14 protein-coding genes are annotated in these 14684 nt (G+C 57.2%); 9 read left to right on the plus strand and 5 right to left on the minus strand.

Annotation, left to right across the window (positions count from 1 at the left end; genetic code table 11):
* Positions 1-55: 55 nt before the first annotated feature.
* Positions 56-190, minus strand: a complete 135-nt coding sequence (locus tag AC3ITA_RS10430; protein WP_256355847.1) for a hypothetical protein — start codon at positions 188-190, stop codon at positions 56-58.
* 263 nt (positions 191-453) lie between these two features.
* Here AC3ITA_RS10430 and AC3ITA_RS10435 point away from each other — a divergent pair, with 263 nt between their 5' ends.
* Positions 454-648 carry a hypothetical protein gene (locus AC3ITA_RS10435; protein WP_008000757.1) on the plus strand — a complete coding sequence of 65 codons (195 nt, stop codon included), beginning with the start codon at positions 454-456 and terminating at the stop codon, positions 646-648.
* 55 nt (positions 649-703) lie between these two features.
* Positions 704-889 (plus strand): hypothetical protein, encoded by a 186-nt coding sequence (locus AC3ITA_RS10440; RefSeq protein ID WP_489280200.1) that lies wholly within the window; start codon positions 704-706, stop codon positions 887-889.
* Between the two features lie 337 nt (positions 890-1226).
* Here AC3ITA_RS10440 and AC3ITA_RS10445 read toward each other — a convergent pair whose 3' ends face one another.
* Complete coding sequence (locus tag AC3ITA_RS10445; RefSeq protein WP_489280201.1) at positions 1227-3314, minus strand: TonB-dependent siderophore receptor; 2088 nt, start codon at positions 3312-3314, stop codon at positions 1227-1229.
* A 381-nt stretch (positions 3315-3695) separates the two neighbouring features.
* Here AC3ITA_RS10445 and AC3ITA_RS10450 point away from each other — a divergent pair, with 381 nt between their 5' ends.
* Both AC3ITA_RS10450 and AC3ITA_RS10455 read left to right on the plus strand, forming a co-directional pair.
* A complete protein-coding gene (locus AC3ITA_RS10450; protein ID WP_489280768.1) occupies positions 3696-3890 on the plus strand; it encodes an RNA polymerase sigma factor in 195 nt (64 codons plus the stop codon).
* Between the two features lie 338 nt (positions 3891-4228).
* Positions 4229-4471 carry a hypothetical protein gene (locus AC3ITA_RS10455; protein ID WP_489280202.1) on the plus strand — a complete coding sequence of 81 codons (243 nt, stop codon included), beginning with the start codon at positions 4229-4231 and terminating at the stop codon, positions 4469-4471.
* A gap of 93 nt (positions 4472-4564) precedes the next feature.
* Here AC3ITA_RS10455 and AC3ITA_RS10460 read toward each other — a convergent pair whose 3' ends face one another.
* The gene (locus AC3ITA_RS10460; RefSeq protein WP_489280204.1) at positions 4565-4903 is read right to left on the minus strand and encodes a hypothetical protein; all 339 of its coding nucleotides are present in this window, start codon (positions 4901-4903) and stop codon (positions 4565-4567) included.
* Positions 4904-5274: 371 nt separating this feature from the next.
* Between AC3ITA_RS10460 and AC3ITA_RS10465 the strand changes: the two genes are divergently transcribed.
* The gene (locus tag AC3ITA_RS10465) at positions 5275-7050 is read left to right on the plus strand and encodes an S-type pyocin domain-containing protein (RefSeq protein WP_489280205.1); all 1776 of its coding nucleotides are present in this window, start codon (positions 5275-5277) and stop codon (positions 7048-7050) included.
* Positions 7047-7319, plus strand: a complete 273-nt coding sequence (locus tag AC3ITA_RS10470; RefSeq protein WP_056725156.1) for a hypothetical protein — start codon at positions 7047-7049, stop codon at positions 7317-7319. The genes AC3ITA_RS10465 and AC3ITA_RS10470 overlap by 4 nt, the downstream gene beginning before the upstream one ends.
* A gap of 155 nt (positions 7320-7474) precedes the next feature.
* Here AC3ITA_RS10470 and AC3ITA_RS10475 read toward each other — a convergent pair whose 3' ends face one another.
* The gene (locus AC3ITA_RS10475; RefSeq protein ID WP_095946406.1) at positions 7475-7747 is read right to left on the minus strand and encodes a hypothetical protein; all 273 of its coding nucleotides are present in this window, start codon (positions 7745-7747) and stop codon (positions 7475-7477) included.
* A 296-nt stretch (positions 7748-8043) separates the two neighbouring features.
* Here AC3ITA_RS10475 and AC3ITA_RS10480 point away from each other — a divergent pair, with 296 nt between their 5' ends.
* The 3 genes from AC3ITA_RS10480 to AC3ITA_RS10490 all read left to right on the plus strand — a co-directional run bounded on the left by AC3ITA_RS10480 (position 8044) and on the right by AC3ITA_RS10490 (position 10924).
* Entirely contained in the window at positions 8044-9402 is a 1359-nt protein-coding gene (locus AC3ITA_RS10480) for an MATE family efflux transporter (protein ID WP_489280206.1), read from the plus strand.
* A gap of 153 nt (positions 9403-9555) precedes the next feature.
* Positions 9556-10227, plus strand: a complete 672-nt coding sequence (locus AC3ITA_RS10485) for a phosphoribosyltransferase (protein ID WP_489280207.1) — start codon at positions 9556-9558, stop codon at positions 10225-10227.
* Between the two features lie 127 nt (positions 10228-10354).
* Positions 10355-10924 (plus strand): YceI family protein, encoded by a 570-nt coding sequence (locus tag AC3ITA_RS10490; protein ID WP_150674059.1) that lies wholly within the window; start codon positions 10355-10357, stop codon positions 10922-10924.
* 221 nt (positions 10925-11145) lie between these two features.
* Here the strand turns inward: AC3ITA_RS10490 and AC3ITA_RS10495 are convergent, their stop codons facing one another.
* Positions 11146-14538, minus strand: coding sequence for an Ig-like domain-containing protein (locus AC3ITA_RS10495; protein WP_489280209.1), 3393 nt, complete (start codon positions 14536-14538; stop codon positions 11146-11148).
* Positions 14539-14684: the final 146 nt, after the last annotated feature.

Below are 14684 nucleotides of genomic sequence, written 5' to 3' on the forward strand. Positions count from 1 at the left end.
AAGTGACGGGAGTACGACAGGCTCCGTTGCAAAGCCTGTCGTATTCCCGAGGGCATTACGACTTCTTCGGCGGATAGTTACCGCGCAAGCCACCGGACTTGTTGCCGGTTTTGCTCGGCAGGTTCGGCACTAGCGGGCGGGATCTGGGCTGGGGGTTGGAACGGCTTTGGGGTTGAGGTTGCTTGCTCATGTTCGCCTCCTGAGGTTCAGGGTTTCGCGAAGTGGTTTACTCATGAAGTTTAGCTAATCGATTGTGGGCGGGGTCGATTGGCACTTGAGGTGGAGCAATCAGCTTTTCTTTTTCGCCCTCATTCTCGGATTTTGCCTACAACTTCGGCAGGAGCAACCCGCTATTCCAACAGTGAAAAACGGGAAATACTAACCGGGTAAAAAGGGAGGATCACCGGCCGTTCGGGGAGAACCTTTTGAACAGCAAGCCCGAAGGGATGAGCCATGCTACAAAACGACCGTGACAATCTGGAGCTCGATAAACTGCAAGTCGAAATCCGAAGGTCCATGGCCGAAACCCGAAAACTCACGGCAGAAGAACGCAAGCTCAGGCAAGAGACCTTCTGGTACCCGATCGCGGTGGGGGCTGGTATGGTGACCGCTATCGTCGCCGCTGTCAGCCTTTGGGCGAAGTTTTGAGCATTCGTACTTGCCACAGCAAATACGACTCGTGACCCACACAGGAAGTAGCAGCATGTCCACACAACCTACGAATCAATCCAGCATTGAACAACTGCACCGCGACGTTGCAGCTTTTGCCGAAGAGATGCGTAGTCCCGCCCCGAACGCGATCCGCTCTACTGTGGTGCCGTTCAGCATCGGTGCCGCCCTGGCGCTGGCAATCTTTGCCGTCGCCGCCATAGTCGTCCGACTGATCTAGTCTTTTGTCCCTCCGCCGATGGCTGGGGCGTCTTGTTGTTTCATGCGAATTGAATCGAGTAGACGAAAAAAAGCCCGCGATGGGGAGTGCGGGCTGGAAAACACAAAAGGAGCTGGATCCACCGTATGCCAATGGTTGTGAAAATACTGTGATGGATGGCTGATGACTGGCTCGCGCAGAAATTGGTTTTTCGGCTGGCGAATGTCGTTTTGGAAGTTGCTCGCAGTCAAATCGCCAAGCGTTGGAAGGTTCGGTGCTGTTCCTGGCCAATCTGGTGCGAGCTTGAGTTGTCGTGTCACTTGGGGCAGCAGTGAGCTGCGCCGACCCGCTTGGTGCCTTAGAAGCGATACTTCGCTGAAGCTGTGATACTGCGCGGTGCGCCGTACGTGAGGGCACCATAGGCATCGAAGATGTCGAAGTACTTCTCGTCGGTGACATTGTCAGCATTCACCTGCGCCGAGAGGTTTTCGGTGATCTCGTAGCGAGCCATCAGGTTGACCAGGGCATAGGCATCCTGCTGGATCTTCTCGGAGTTGCCTGCCGGGTTGGTGGCGTAGGTGTAGATCGAGTCCTGCCAGTTAACCCCGCCGCCAATGGTCAGCTTGTTGAAAGCACCGGGCAGACGGTAGGTGGTAAAGGTACGCAGCAATTTGGTCGGGTACAGGGTGTTCACGCCGTTGCCCTTGGCATCTTCGGCGGTGAACTGGGTGTAACCCACTGTTGCATTCCAGTCGGTCGCCAGCTCGCCGGACACTTCCAGCTCGAAGCCCTTGCTGGTTGCGCCTTCACTGGCCTCGTAGGCATAACCGCCGACCGGGTTCGAAGGATCGATCAGCACGCCGGTGCTTTGGCCCAGATTGTCCTGCTTGATCTGGAAGATCGCCGCGGAGGCGTTCAAACGGCCACCGAAGTACTCACCCTTCAAACCGATTTCACTGCTCTCGCCAACGATGGGCTCCAATTGCTGGCCACTGCTGTCGCGTACCGACTGCGGCAGGAAGATTTCCGTGTAGCTGGCATAGGCCGAGAGGTTATCGGTGAGGGCGTAGACGACGCCTGCATAAGGGGTCAGTTCATGATCGACATCGATCTTGCTCACTTCCGAGTAGATGTCATCGCTGGTCTTCTCGTACCAGCTCTCACGCGCGCCAAGAATCACTTTCAAATCGTCGGTCACGTTCAAGCGCGTGGCGGCGTAAAGCCCTTTCTGCCTGGTTTCGCTATAGCCGTAGTCTGTCCGCGGGCCCCAGATCGGTTCCGGAAAATCGCCGTTGTAGGCATCGAAGTTGGCAACACCGTCAAAGCCGGTTTGCGCATTGAGTGCGTCGGCATCGAATTTCTGCTTGCTGTCTACATAACCGAAGGCCGCTTCATGCTCACGGCCCAGCAGCGAGAACGGGCCATTGAAGCGGATGCCGTAGTCGTCCTGGGTGGTCTTGGTCTTGTAGGTCGCCGGGAACGAAGACATGCCGGAACTGCCGTTCTGGCCTGGATTGCCAGAGAGGTACAGCAGGGAAGAGTCACCGGTTCGCTCGCCACGGTTGTAGCTGAGGTTGACCTGCCAGTCGTTGGCGAAGGTGTGGTCGAGATTGATGAAGTAGGTATCGTAGGTGGTGTCCCACTTGCTCCATTTGGCGGAGGTTGTCTTCGAGCGTCTCCAGTTTGTGCGGCTACCGTCTGCGTACCAGACCGGCAGGCCACCCCACATCGGCGAGTCGGCGTTGTTTTCCTGGTGGCTCAAACTGAACCACAGCGTGGTGTCGGGCGTCAGGTCGATGTCCATCGTGCCGTAGAGGGTCTGGCGCTTGTTGGAGTTCATGTCGATCCAGGTATCGCCCTCGTTGGCTTCCCCGACCAGCCGCGCACGAATGGTGCCTTCCTCGTTCAACGCAGTGGACACATCGGCCTCGACGCCATAGGTGTCCCATGTGCCGGCGCTCAGTTCTACCGAACCCTTCAGGTCAGTGCTGTAGGCGCGCTTGCGTACCATGTTGAGGGACGCGGAAGGGTCGCCCGCACCGGTCATCAAGCCGTTGGCGCCACGGACCACTTCAACGCGGTCGTACATGGCCAGGCTGCTGAAAATCTCTCCCGAACTCCAGGGTTGCTCGAAGATGGTCGGTACACCGTCGATCATCAGCGAGTTGAGCTCAAATCCGCGGGCATTGAACTGTGCCCGGCTGGTCTCGTAGCGGTTGACCGACACACCCGTGGCATTGTTGACCACGTCGAGGATCGTACGCAGATCCTGGTCTTGAATGCGTTGCTGGGTGACGACACTGACCGACTGCGGAGTTTCGCGCAGCGACATGCTCAACGGTGTCGCCGTGCGCGCAGCGTCAGTGGTGTAAGAGTGGGTGTCTTCAGTGACGCCGATTCGCTCTTGAGTGGCTGTCTCCGTGATAGCGATAGGCGCCAGGGTCAAAGAACTTCCAGTGTCGGCCTGATCAGTCTGTTCCGCCGCTTGTAGAGATGGAGCAGCGACAGTGATACCGACTGCAAGCATGTGCACTGCGAGGGCCAGAGGCCGGAGCGGCAGGGGCGAGCGCGGGGTAACAGTATTTTGTGCACACAGGAGAGCTAGGGCGGACATGCGGACTCACATATGATCTGGTTTTATTGATAGTGATTATCATACGCAAGTGTCTCTAAATCTGTAATGAGTATTATACGCATTTGATATTGACTATCAAATGTGGTGGCGTCCGGCACATCCCTGACAAGATCGTTCCCCGCTGATGGCCTCCTGTAAATCCCTGATACTGAACCGGGCAAGGCTGCCGGTATTTGTCAGGAGCTGGAAATACTGTCCAATGCGCTAGACGACCTGCCGGAGAAATACCGCGCAGTGTTTCTGCTCTCCCGTTGCGAGGGATTCACCATGCGAGAGATCGCTGTGCAGCTGGATATCAAGGAAGGAACCATCGAAAAGCAGATCGCCAAAGGCATGCGGCACTGTCGTAGGCGGCTGGAGCAGTCAATTCATAGCGCCGGCGGATAGATTCAACACAATCGGTCGAGGGGCTTGCGCAGCGATCAGGTCGCTGTCCGTGAAGATCTCGGGAATGACCAGAAAACGGGTAACTCAGGCAAGCGTTACATTGCGAGCCCAGAAGATCTTTTAGTGGAAAACAGCGAGGCGTCCCTCAACGCCCCTCAAGCCCAATGATAGAATCCTGTTTTGAAAAAGGAGTTTCATCTGTGGAGGCTGGAAACAAGAGTTGCCCATATTGCGCGGAAGTCATCATGGCTGAAGCCATCTTATGCAAACACTGCCAATCTGACCTCAGGCAAAAAATACGAATCCCACCCAGGTGGCCACTACCGTCAGAAAAGAGAATGGGCCTGGATAGCAAGATCGTCGTGGGAATCATTATCGCCATCACCTTGTACCTGGCTTTCGGCTTTTATGTCAGCAACACATCGGAAGGCAAGGAAAGAACGCAGGCCCGAGAGGCCGCCGAACGATGCCGCGAGGAAGTAAACAGCTACTCCGGCCCGGCAGTCGGGAAAAACGTTATCGCAGAAGTTTGTCGAAAGCTGGAGATCGAATTCCGCAAGAGTTTGGGCCCCGCGCCATAGGAAAAGCCGATTACGAAGCCCGCCATTGAGCGGGCTTTTTTGCCCTTGGCATCAGGCAGCAATCGGCCGTTCTCTGCCGGTCATGACTGGCCCTCACCACAACCGTGCCTCTGCCTCGTCATATTTACTGGCGACTTTCAAAAAGGTTTCCGCCCACCCACTACTGAGACTGAGCTCTTGCAGCGGACCTGTTGGCGCAAAAAGTACAGCAAAGTGGGTTCTTGCGGGCAGCACCCCAGCTCTAAGCGACTTGATCAACCCCTCCAGTTCTGCTTTTGCTTCATCGCTGTCAGCCCAAAAACACCAGCAGAAGTCATTCTCAGGAAGCGAAATCAATTCGAGGGATGCCTTCAGCACATGGATGAGGAGCTCAAGAGGATTGTTGTGTTGAGTTGATCCACGGACTAACTGCTTTGTACGGTTCATCTCCATAAGGCATCCAAACGTCAAACCGACGGAAAAAAGATAAAGCCTGGCGCGCTTCGCCAGGATCGAGCCTCAGAACAAGTAAATCACTTTTCTCGTCAGACAAAAAACGGGCACCTTTGATGCCCGTTTTACTTTACTCAGAAGCCTGCGCCCGTAACCGCCGCCCAATCACATCTATCAAGTCACAACACATCGTGTAACGGAATGGCCAACTGTGAGGATTTTGCTGGAAGCCGCAGAGGTTGTTTGGGTCTAATGCTATTTTTCGCGCGATGCATGCAGTAAATATTGAAGTATTGAAATTGCTACGTTGTTGCGGCATAACTTTTGTTCTGTCTATTTTATGGAATTAATATTGTTGCATGGAGTGCTATATGCAAAATCCAATTACACATTATTCACCTTCAATAACGTCTGGGTCTCTGCCGGTTCAAGCTGCGCAAGCCTCAGTTTTTCCTTCAAGCTTCGATAGTATTTTGTTTTGGGATGGGAATGTTCCGGCGGTTACTACGCCGCATAGTATTGAGGGCGTCAAAAAAACCAGAAACGAATACCAACAATTAGTGGCGATATTTCTTTCGGCGCACGATCAGATAACGAATGTTTTTTCGGGTGGTGCACCGAATATTCGAGATTATCTAGAGAAACGCATAGCCGCAGGCATTGACTCCCAAGAGTTAAATGCGCTGGAAGCTGCCTTAAAAAAGAAAGTGATCATCGTTGAGCTTTTGCAAAGGGTCACAATGCACGGAAGTTGGCACGATGCAATATTGCATATTGGCGTGGACGCATTGTCGCTAGACAGAGAAACAATTGCCGAGTTTTTTGCAAGTGATGTGGAGTCAGAAAGAGATGATGAAGTACGACTAAGTTTTTATGAAGAATTCCTGTTGTCGCTAACTGCCGCCTACGTTAAACGAATCCTTATCGAGGCCGTTCGCATTTTGGAGGACGCTTCCGCAACTGCAGACGCTGAAATCCATCGCGCCTTGGCGAGGGGCGAAGTCGCCTACACCTACAGGTTGCCCATTGGTCATGGCGAAGAGGCAGGAACCGTGGCGGGTGCCATTGCCATCCATTTCGCCGACGGTTGGACCTTCGGGGCGCGAATCCAGGGAGGCATTAGGTTATTGGCAGGGTTGGGGGAAGCACTAATCAGTCGGGCCACTGCTGTTGGGATCGGAGCCTTGTTCTATTCACCTGCTCTTGCTAACGGCGAACGCTTTCCTCAAACAGCTCTCAAACTACCCGGTACCACTTTTTTACCAAAGCTGCCGTCAAACCTGAATGAAATCGCCGCTGCCGAAGGAACCATTGACCTTCCTTATCGGATTTATGGCGACCTTAACCAATACACACTCGTTGCAACCCCGGCTGGAGGGAGCGTCTCGGAAAAAGTGCCAGTACGAGCATTGGCATTCGATCCAACGACCAGCAGCTACAGTTTCACGTCAAACGATACACCGCCCATTATCCTCAGTTTTCCAATTATTCACTTGGGAAACGGTTCGACAACTTCGCCTGCCCGACCTGCGCAAGTACCGACTTACACTGGAGTTACGCTGTCGCCATTGCTTGTGCAGCCTGAAACCTTGCCCGCGGTCGAATTGCCTGATTTCAGGGATTGCATTTACTGCTTTCCGATTGAAAGCGGTCTACCGCCAATCTACGTTGTGTTTAATAGTCCTTATGAAGGAGCAACCACAAGGGGAAAATACAGCGGTCGACTTTTCAATCCCGCCAAAGCCGGGGGGCCAATACTCGATCTCGATTGGACAAGTGCTTCCGTGATCCAGGCGGGTATTGACCTGGTAAAATTACATACTGGACGCTTTGGTCCTTCGGACGCCAATGCCATTATGATTTTTCGCTTGAAAAAAATTCTGCTGGGTGAATTGGTAATCACAGATGCTGACAAACGCTTCTATACTCATGAACTCAGAGAGCTGGAACGTTTCAGAGCATTAGGTGTGGTTGACGGTGTAAACCCGAATGACGACGGTGTTATTTGGAACAATACTCACGCCGCGACGCTGGAAGACTACAAGCTAAAAGATGATTTTGAATTACTCTACACGCCCGAGGCTATAGAGGCAGACAACAAACAAACGGACAGAGAGTCCAAGCAAATTGGAGGAATAAAACGATGAACGTCATAAAAAACATCGTACTAAACGAGAAGCCTGAAGAGGTAATTCTATTTCTTACCAAAAATGAATTGGGCATCTCCTTTCCTCGGCTTGATGGCCTTTATAATCGGGCTAACTGGGCGCATGTGGAGAACAACATAGGGCTATTGAACCTTGTCAAGAAAATGTGTGATGCCGGTTTTATAAAAAATAATGGGTGCATAGTAGTGAGAGGGCCCAACTGGAGAGAGCCGGCATTCATGCTCGAAGGCAAATATACCTTTGATTGACAGCACCAAGTGCCTGAACGCAGGTGCCAGAGAACGGTGGCAGTAGCCATCATTTCGTGGTCATCCGGTTCCCTTGTCCAGTTGTTTAAATCATCGAAGGTTTCCCAGGTTGAGCCGCTGTCGCAGCGGCTCTTCTCTTTGTTACGTGCATATTGCTACTCCGCAGCCTGCGCCCGCAACCGCCGCCCAATCACATCCATCAAATCACACCCATCGCGCAACGGAATGACCAGCAACTTGGAAAAGTCCTCCAACACCACCGTGTCGCAACCGAGTTCGGATCGGTAGGCGATGTTTTCCAGCACCTGTGTGACTGTCCGAATACGGTAGTCGGCCATGGCTTGCAGAACGTCGAGTGGGGCTTGGGTGTCGATGAGCAGGGAAGCCGGAACCAGGTCAATTCCGGTGAGAGGCATATATCGATTCATTTTGAATGATCTCTGTTTGTTAGGCTCAAGGCCGTCAGTTGGTCATTCTCTGTTGTCAGGTCGCCAAACCCGAATCGCCATTTGGGCGACGGCGCCGACTATAAGCCGCATAAGATCAGCGCGGGAAGGTGAGACATTCCGAGCTTCATGTAGGACCCGCGACGATGAAACTTCAGACCTTTCACATAACGTCACTGGAAATATAAATGCAGACCTGAGATGTTCACGGCCCCTTGGATTCAGCCGCCCACGCTATCCTTACTCATCGCTCACGCCGTCGAGATGGACCTTCACGAATGCAAACCCCAAACATCCAACGCCCCCTCTGGAAAACCTACCTGTTTTTCCTCGCCCCGATGGTTCTGTCGAACTTCCTGCAATCCATGTCCGGCACGGTCAACAGCATCTACATCGGCCAGATGCTCGGCACCCAGGCGCTGGCGGCGGTGTCGGGGATGTTCCCCATTGTGTTTTTCTTCATCGCCCTGGTGATCGGCCTTGGTGCCGGCGCGGGTGTGTTGATCGGGCAGGCGTGGGGTGCGCGTGAGATGCATCTGGTGAAGGCCATCGCCGGGGCGACCTTGTTGTTGGGGGTGTTGATCGGCTTGGTGGCGGCGGTGGTGGGGAGTGTGTTTGCGCGGTCGGCGTTGGTGGGGTTGGGGACGCCGGCGGATGTGCTGGACGATGCGGTGGCGTATGCCCATGTGATGTTGTGGATCATGCCGTCGTTGCTGGTGTTTGTGTTGTTCACGCAGTTGTTGCGTGGAGTGAGCGATACCTTGTCGCCGTTGTTGGCGCTGGTGGTGTCGACCATTGTGGGGCTGGCGCTGACGCCGGCGTTGATTCGCGGGTGGTTGGGTTTTGCGCCGATGGGGATTCAGAGTGCGGCGATTGCCGGGCTGGTGGGTAACCTGGTGGCGATGGGGTTGCTGGCGTGGCGCTTGCTTGGCAAGGGCCATCCGTTGGCGCCGGACCGTGAGTTCTTTGCGGCGATGAAGCTGGACATGGCGATCCTCGGCAAGGTGCTGCGCATCGGGTTGCCCACCGGGTTGCAGATGGTGGTGTTGTCGTTGTCGGAACTGGTGATTCTGGCGCTGGTGAACCAGCACGGTTCCCAGGCGACGGCGGCGTATGGGGCGGTGACGCAGATCGTCAATTACGTGCAGTTTCCGGCGCTGTCGATTGCGATTACCGCGTCGATTCTTGGGGCGCAGGCGATCGGGGCGGGGCGCATCGAGCGCATCGGGCCGATCCTGAAGACCGGGCTGATGATCAATGTGTGTCTGACCGGTGGCCTGGTGGTGCTCGGGTATTTGTTGTCGAGCTGGTTGCTGGCGTCGTTCCTCACCGAAGAGGCGACGCTCAACATGGCTGAGCACCTGTTGCACATCATGCTCTGGAGCCTGTTGGTGTTTGGTTTCCAGGCGATTATCGGCGGGATCATGCGCGCCAGCGGCGCGGTGATGGTGCCGGTGGCGATTTCCATTGTGTGCGTGGTCGGTGTGCAGTTGCCGGCGGCGTATCTGCTGGATGCGAAGTTCGGGCTGCAAGGGGTGTGGATGGCGTTTCCGGTGGCGTATCTGGGGATGCTGGTGTTGCAGACGTTGTATTACAAAGTGGTGTGGCAGCATCAGAAGATTGAGCGGTTGGTGTAGGCGGTTTTTTTGATTGCCTGTTCGCGATAGCGGTGGTTCAGTGGTGTAGATGTTGACTGTGCTGACGCTTTCGCGAGCAGGCTCGCTCCCACAGGGGGAGTGGTGTTAGTAGTACTTGTGCATGACAGGCATGCCTGCCTGGGGAGGTTTTAAATGAACCCCTTGTCCCATTCCATCCTGCAAGACCGGCCCGCGGCCGGGCGGCGTTTGGTAGAGCCGCTGCTGCCTTACGCTAACCGTCCCGACGTGATCGTTCTTGCCTTGCCCCGTGGCGGAGTGCCGGTGGCGTATGAGGTGGCCACGGCGCTGAAGGTTCGCCTGGACCTGATGCTGGTGCGCAAACTCGGCGTGCCGTCCCACCCGGAGTACGCCATGGGCGCGATTGCCAGCGGCGGCATCCAGATTCGTAATGAAGAGGCACTGCGGGTGCATCCGATTGCCAAGGCTGCATTCGACGCCGTGGTCGAACGGGAAAGCCGCGAGCTGTTGCGCCGCGAGCAGGTCTATCGGGGCAAGCGGCCGGCGGTGCAGATCAAGGATCAGATGGTGATCCTGATTGACGACGGCCTGGCCACCGGCGCTTCGATGAGGGCGGCGATCCAGGCGCTGCGGGTACAGGCGCCATCGCGGATCGTGGTGGCGGTGCCAGTGGCGCCAATCGAAACGGTGCAGGCGCTGCGCAGAGAGGTGGATGAGTTGATCTGCCCGCTGATGCCCGAGTGGTTCATGTCGATTGGCCATTGGTACATGGATTTTTCCCAGACCTCGGATGCCGAGGTGATCGACCTGTTGCGGCGGGCGTGGCTGCGCGAGGGGGGCGGGTAGCGCGGGCAGGTGGTCGCAAATCAACGGTCGAGGTGGAATAAACGCCGGTTGTTTGCTTTAGTCCAACTGATGCCATCCGATCTGTGCGGCACGCCAACTCAAGACGGGAACCCTCCCGGAGAGTGCCATGAACCTTCGATCCGCGCGTTGCGTCGCTCTGGCCGGCACGTTGGTGTTCGGCCTGGTGCCGTTTGCTGGAGCCGTGGAATACAAGGATGTGAACGCCAGGGCCAGCACCTTGAGTTTCACCTATGAGCAGATGGGTTCGAAAGCTTACGGCACCTTTGGCAAGTTCAAGGCCAAACTCGACTTCGACACCGATAACCCCGGCGCCGCCCATGCCGTGCTGACCATCGACCTGAAAAGCATCGATGCCGGCAGCAGCGACGCCAACACCGAGCTGCAAAAAACGGCGTGGTTCGACACCGCGACTTATCCGGTGGCGACCTTCGAGTCGACGTCCATCAAGGCCCAGGGCGACAACCGCTACACCATCACCGGCAAGCTTTCCCTGCGCGGGCTCACTCGGGAAGTGAGTGTGCCGGTGTTGCTGAAATCGGAGAGCGCCATCGGCATCTTTGAGGGCCAACTGGTGCTCAAGCGTGACGACTTCAAGATAGGCGAGGGCGAGTGGGCGGACAGTGTGGTGTCCAACGATATCAATATCCGCTTTCGGATGGTGGCACCGCAGCGGTGAGTCGGGCTGAACGTTAACTTCCGGTCAACGACATTCCTGTTGTGGGAGCGAGCCTGCTCGCGAAGGCGGCGAACCTGTTGTAGAGATGTCGCCTGACACTCCGCTTTCGCGAGCAGGCTCGCTCCCACATTGGAAGTTTGGTGAATGTAAAATCCGAGTACGCTGCACAAAAGAAAAACGCCCGATCCACGTTGCATGGACCGGGCGTCGATCAACCCGCTCTAGTTCGCCTTTATCGGCACCGTCACGGTTTTGCCGAAGGCCGATTTGATGGTCGCTGTCGGGCTAGGCGACGGGCCACTGCCGGCGGTCGTCACCGCTATGTTCCAGCGCGCGCCTGTCGGTGTCTGCGTCAGGACGGCGGCGCCAAGGTTCACCGTACCGGTCGTGGTCGTGGCGGTCGCCGTGATCTTATTGCCCGTGAAACGCGACGTGGTGCCGGACAGGACCCAATACCAGCGGCTGTTGCTGCGGGCGGTGACGGTAGCGGTGGTGACGATCAGGCTCTCGTTGATCGCTGCCGAGACCGCCACGGACACCGTCGCCGGTTCCGACTCCGCACCCTTGGCATCGGCGGCCCTATAGGTAAAGGTCGCGGTAAACGGCGCGGGGACTGTGGTCGGTGGTGTGTAGGTCACACGCGTACCATCGGTACTGACCACGCCCTTGCCGGAGTCCGGTTGCTCCAGCCCCACCACTTTGAGTGGCACGTTAGCGTCAGGGTCGGTGTCGTTGGCCAGCACGTTGATGATCACCGGTTGGCCGGTATTACTGATGGCGCTGTCGGGGTTGGCGATCGGTTTTTGGTTATCGCCATCGTCATTATCACGTGTATCTCCAGTGCGGAAGGTCGGCAGCGCGGCGGAGTTGACGTAGGTGACGCCGTCCCAGCCGGGCAGGGGGGTTGGCATCAACTGGAACTGGCCAGGGTTCTCGACATCCCAGCGCAGCAGCATGGAGGTGTCCTCGTGCTGGGTGTTGTGGCAGTGCTCCATGTAGGTCCCGGCGAATTCACGGAAGCGGATCGCCATTTCCACATCCACCGAGCTGTCGATGCCCGCGCCGATGCGATAGACGTCCTTGCGTGCCCATTTTTCCCATTCCGGCGGCGCCTTGCCGTCGCGGTGGAGGATGATGCCTTCTTCGAAGTGCACGTGCACCGGATGGTTCCAGCCGTTGCCACCGTTCCTGATTTTCCACACTTCCAGGGTGCCGTCGCCGGAGAACCCGGCAGGGGTCGGGCCGTTGGCCAGTTGCGGAGCGGCGCTGATGATCCGAGGGTCCATCTGGAAGCCTAGACCACCGTCGGTCTTGATCGTCCAGGGGGCTTCGTCGGTGCCGTCGGAGCGACCGAAGATGAACTCGCGGTGCCGCGCCACCTTGAGCTTGGCCTGCATCGCGGGGTCGTCGCGGTTGATGGTCAGCGGGATCATGCTCTTGCCGGCCGGTTTGCCCGGTTTGGCGGGCTCGTAGTCGGCGGGGTTCATGCTCACGTCCTGGCCCGCATAAGGCTGAACCACCATCTGCATGAATTTGCCCACCACCGGGTCGCCGGCGTCCCATTGCAGCCCGTTACTACCGAGCTTGAGCACCGCCTTGTACCTGCCGGACAGGACATCGGCCAGACTCAGCAGTGTAGCCTCCGGACCCTTGCCGTCGTGGTGCTCCATCAGGTTGACGAAGTACAGCTTGTCGCCGGTGCTGATCCCGTTTTTCGCGAAGTTGACGATGATGTCGTAACGCTCGGCGATACCCATGGTGGGCAGGATGGCGTTGTGGTTCTGCGGATCGCCGTCGGCGTCCAGGTCCATGCTGCCGTCGAACGGCACGGCGTGTTCCATGAGGTTGCCGTCGTTGGCGATCAAGTGGAACGGCACGCGGGTATAGGACAGGCCGGAACCTGCCGGGCCGGGGTATTCACCACCGGTGCCGACGACTTCACGCACCAGCGCGATCCTGAAGTAGCGCGACACCGAGCCATTGAGGATGCGGAAGCGATAGCTGCGCGCACGCACGTTCAGGCGCGGCTGGTACTGCCAGTTGACCAGGAGCTGATCGCCGAGGAAACCGTCGGTGTTGAACGGGTTGAACCACAGTTGGCCATTGGCGTCCCAGGCCTTGTCGGCCAGCATCAGGTTGACGTCATAGTCGCGGTTGCCCCAGGGCAATGCCGAACCGCTGGGCAGGCGCAGGTTGACGCCGTCTTGCAGCGCTTCGTTGCCACGATCCATGGCGCTGTAGTAGTTCATCATCACCGCGTTGCCCTTGTAGACGTTCTGCGCGGTGAAATCGAGCATGTGGTCGTGGAACCAGTGGGTGCTCATGGTTTCGCGCCAGTCGCCACGGATCTTGATGCTGCCGTTGTTGCAGGTCTTGAGGCCCGGCGTGGCATCGTTGACGAACAGGGTTTCGCCCGGGGCGCAGGGGAACGCCGCGCGCGGATCCTGAGCGCTGGTGTTGATGGTGTCGTAACCGGCCAACTGGATCGGCCAGCGATAGTCGTAGTACTGCCCCGGAAAGAAAAACGCATTGGAAAAGCCGTCGCTTTCGGCCGGGGAGTGGCCGTTGTGTTCGTGGGTGCTGAGGGTGTGCAGGCCGAAACCCATGTTGGCCGACGGATCGATCGGCAGGGCGTTGTAGTGGCGCATCAGCACGGGTTGGCCGTACCGCACCATCAGCAGTTTTGGCGGAAAGGTGCCGTCGAAGGTCCAGAGCGCCTTGTGGTTCTGAATCGGCATGTTGGGGTGAAAACGGGTGTCGATGCCTTTGGTGGTGCCCGTTATGACCGGGGTGTCCGAAGTCTGGTTGTAGAGCCCGCCAGGCCCGAACTCGCCGGCGGCATAGTTGTGCAACTGGCGGCGGTCGCGCATGCCGCCATTGAGCTTGGCGCCCGCTTGAGCGGTCTTGAAGGCGACCTGTGGGTAGAACTCGTTCCAGCGCTGGTGCGACCAGCCTTTTCCTGGCGGACGACCTTCGGCCGGCGAGCCGACCGGATGGCGGTTGAGGAAGGCTTCGATCTGCGCTTTCCATGGGTTGCGGTCCAGTACATTGGAATACTGCGACGGAAACGGGTACAGCCCCGGTTGACGCATGAAAGCTTCCAGCGCCGTGGCCGAAGGGCCGCTGCGGGCGATGTTGTTCGGGTCCTGGGTGGGTGCCGGGCCGACGATCGGAACCGGGAAGGTCAGGGTGGGCGGCGGCAGTGTCGGGTCGAGTTTTTCCGTGCCGAATTCTTCGAACAGCAGCAACTGCTGAGTGTACGGTTGGGCCCCGAACAATGGGCTGGGCTTGCCATTGGTGGGGATCTTGAAGGATGTCTGCAGGGCTGGCGGCAGCACGTTGTCGGTCGTTGGCGTGGTGCGGGTGCCAAACACGCCATTGGGCAAGGCGATGGCGCCCTGATTGGCGGGCGGCATGGCCTTTATGACATCCAGCGCGGCCTTGAAGTCGGTCGGCGGGTTGCTATACGCCGAAGGATCTGTTGGCGGCGGCGGGCTGACATCGTCAAGCGGCGCAGCGTTGACGGTACCGAGGCTGAAGTTGATCAGCATCACAGCGGCGATGCCCGGTTTGCTGAGAAAGCCGAACGGTTTGAGGTCAGGCATTTTTTTCATGTTGTTCCCCTCGGGGCGCGCCGGTGTTGGCTGACGTTGGCCATTGGCCTGCTGCAAGAGGTGCGCCAATCGCGGGGGAATCCGGGGGGAGAAAAAAACCTGATTGATATCAAAAGGCTGGCGGTTTGGGTTTTAGTTCTGGTGGC

This window comes from Pseudomonas sp. GL_090 (assembly GCF_057837765.1).

What these genes read in the sequence shown, in the direction of transcription:
- AC3ITA_RS10435 (WP_008000757.1), top strand. Translation starts at nt 454, where the DNA reads ATGCTACAAAACGACCGTGACAATCTGGAGCTCGATAAACTGCAAGTC.
- AC3ITA_RS10440 (WP_489280200.1), top strand. Translation starts at nt 704, where the DNA reads ATGTCCACACAACCTACGAATCAATCCAGCATTGAACAACTGCACCGC.
- AC3ITA_RS10455 (WP_489280202.1), top strand. Translation starts at nt 4,229, where the DNA reads ATGGGCCTGGATAGCAAGATCGTCGTGGGAATCATTATCGCCATCACC.
- AC3ITA_RS10495 (WP_489280209.1), bottom strand. Translation starts at nt 14,538, where the DNA reads ATGAAAAAAATGCCTGACCTCAAACCGTTCGGCTTTCTCAGCAAACCG.
- AC3ITA_RS10430 (WP_256355847.1), bottom strand. Translation starts at nt 190, where the DNA reads ATGAGCAAGCAACCTCAACCCCAAAGCCGTTCCAACCCCCAGCCCAGA.
- AC3ITA_RS10465 (WP_489280205.1), top strand. Translation starts at nt 5,275, where the DNA reads ATGCAAAATCCAATTACACATTATTCACCTTCAATAACGTCTGGGTCT.
- AC3ITA_RS10490 (WP_150674059.1), top strand. Translation starts at nt 10,355, where the DNA reads ATGAACCTTCGATCCGCGCGTTGCGTCGCTCTGGCCGGCACGTTGGTG.
- AC3ITA_RS10460 (WP_489280204.1), bottom strand. Translation starts at nt 4,903, where the DNA reads ATGGAGATGAACCGTACAAAGCAGTTAGTCCGTGGATCAACTCAACAC.
- AC3ITA_RS10485 (WP_489280207.1), top strand. Translation starts at nt 9,556, where the DNA reads ATGAACCCCTTGTCCCATTCCATCCTGCAAGACCGGCCCGCGGCCGGG.
- AC3ITA_RS10480 (WP_489280206.1), top strand. Translation starts at nt 8,044, where the DNA reads ATGCAAACCCCAAACATCCAACGCCCCCTCTGGAAAACCTACCTGTTT.
- AC3ITA_RS10475 (WP_095946406.1), bottom strand. Translation starts at nt 7,747, where the DNA reads ATGAATCGATATATGCCTCTCACCGGAATTGACCTGGTTCCGGCTTCC.
- AC3ITA_RS10470 (WP_056725156.1), top strand. Translation starts at nt 7,047, where the DNA reads ATGAACGTCATAAAAAACATCGTACTAAACGAGAAGCCTGAAGAGGTA.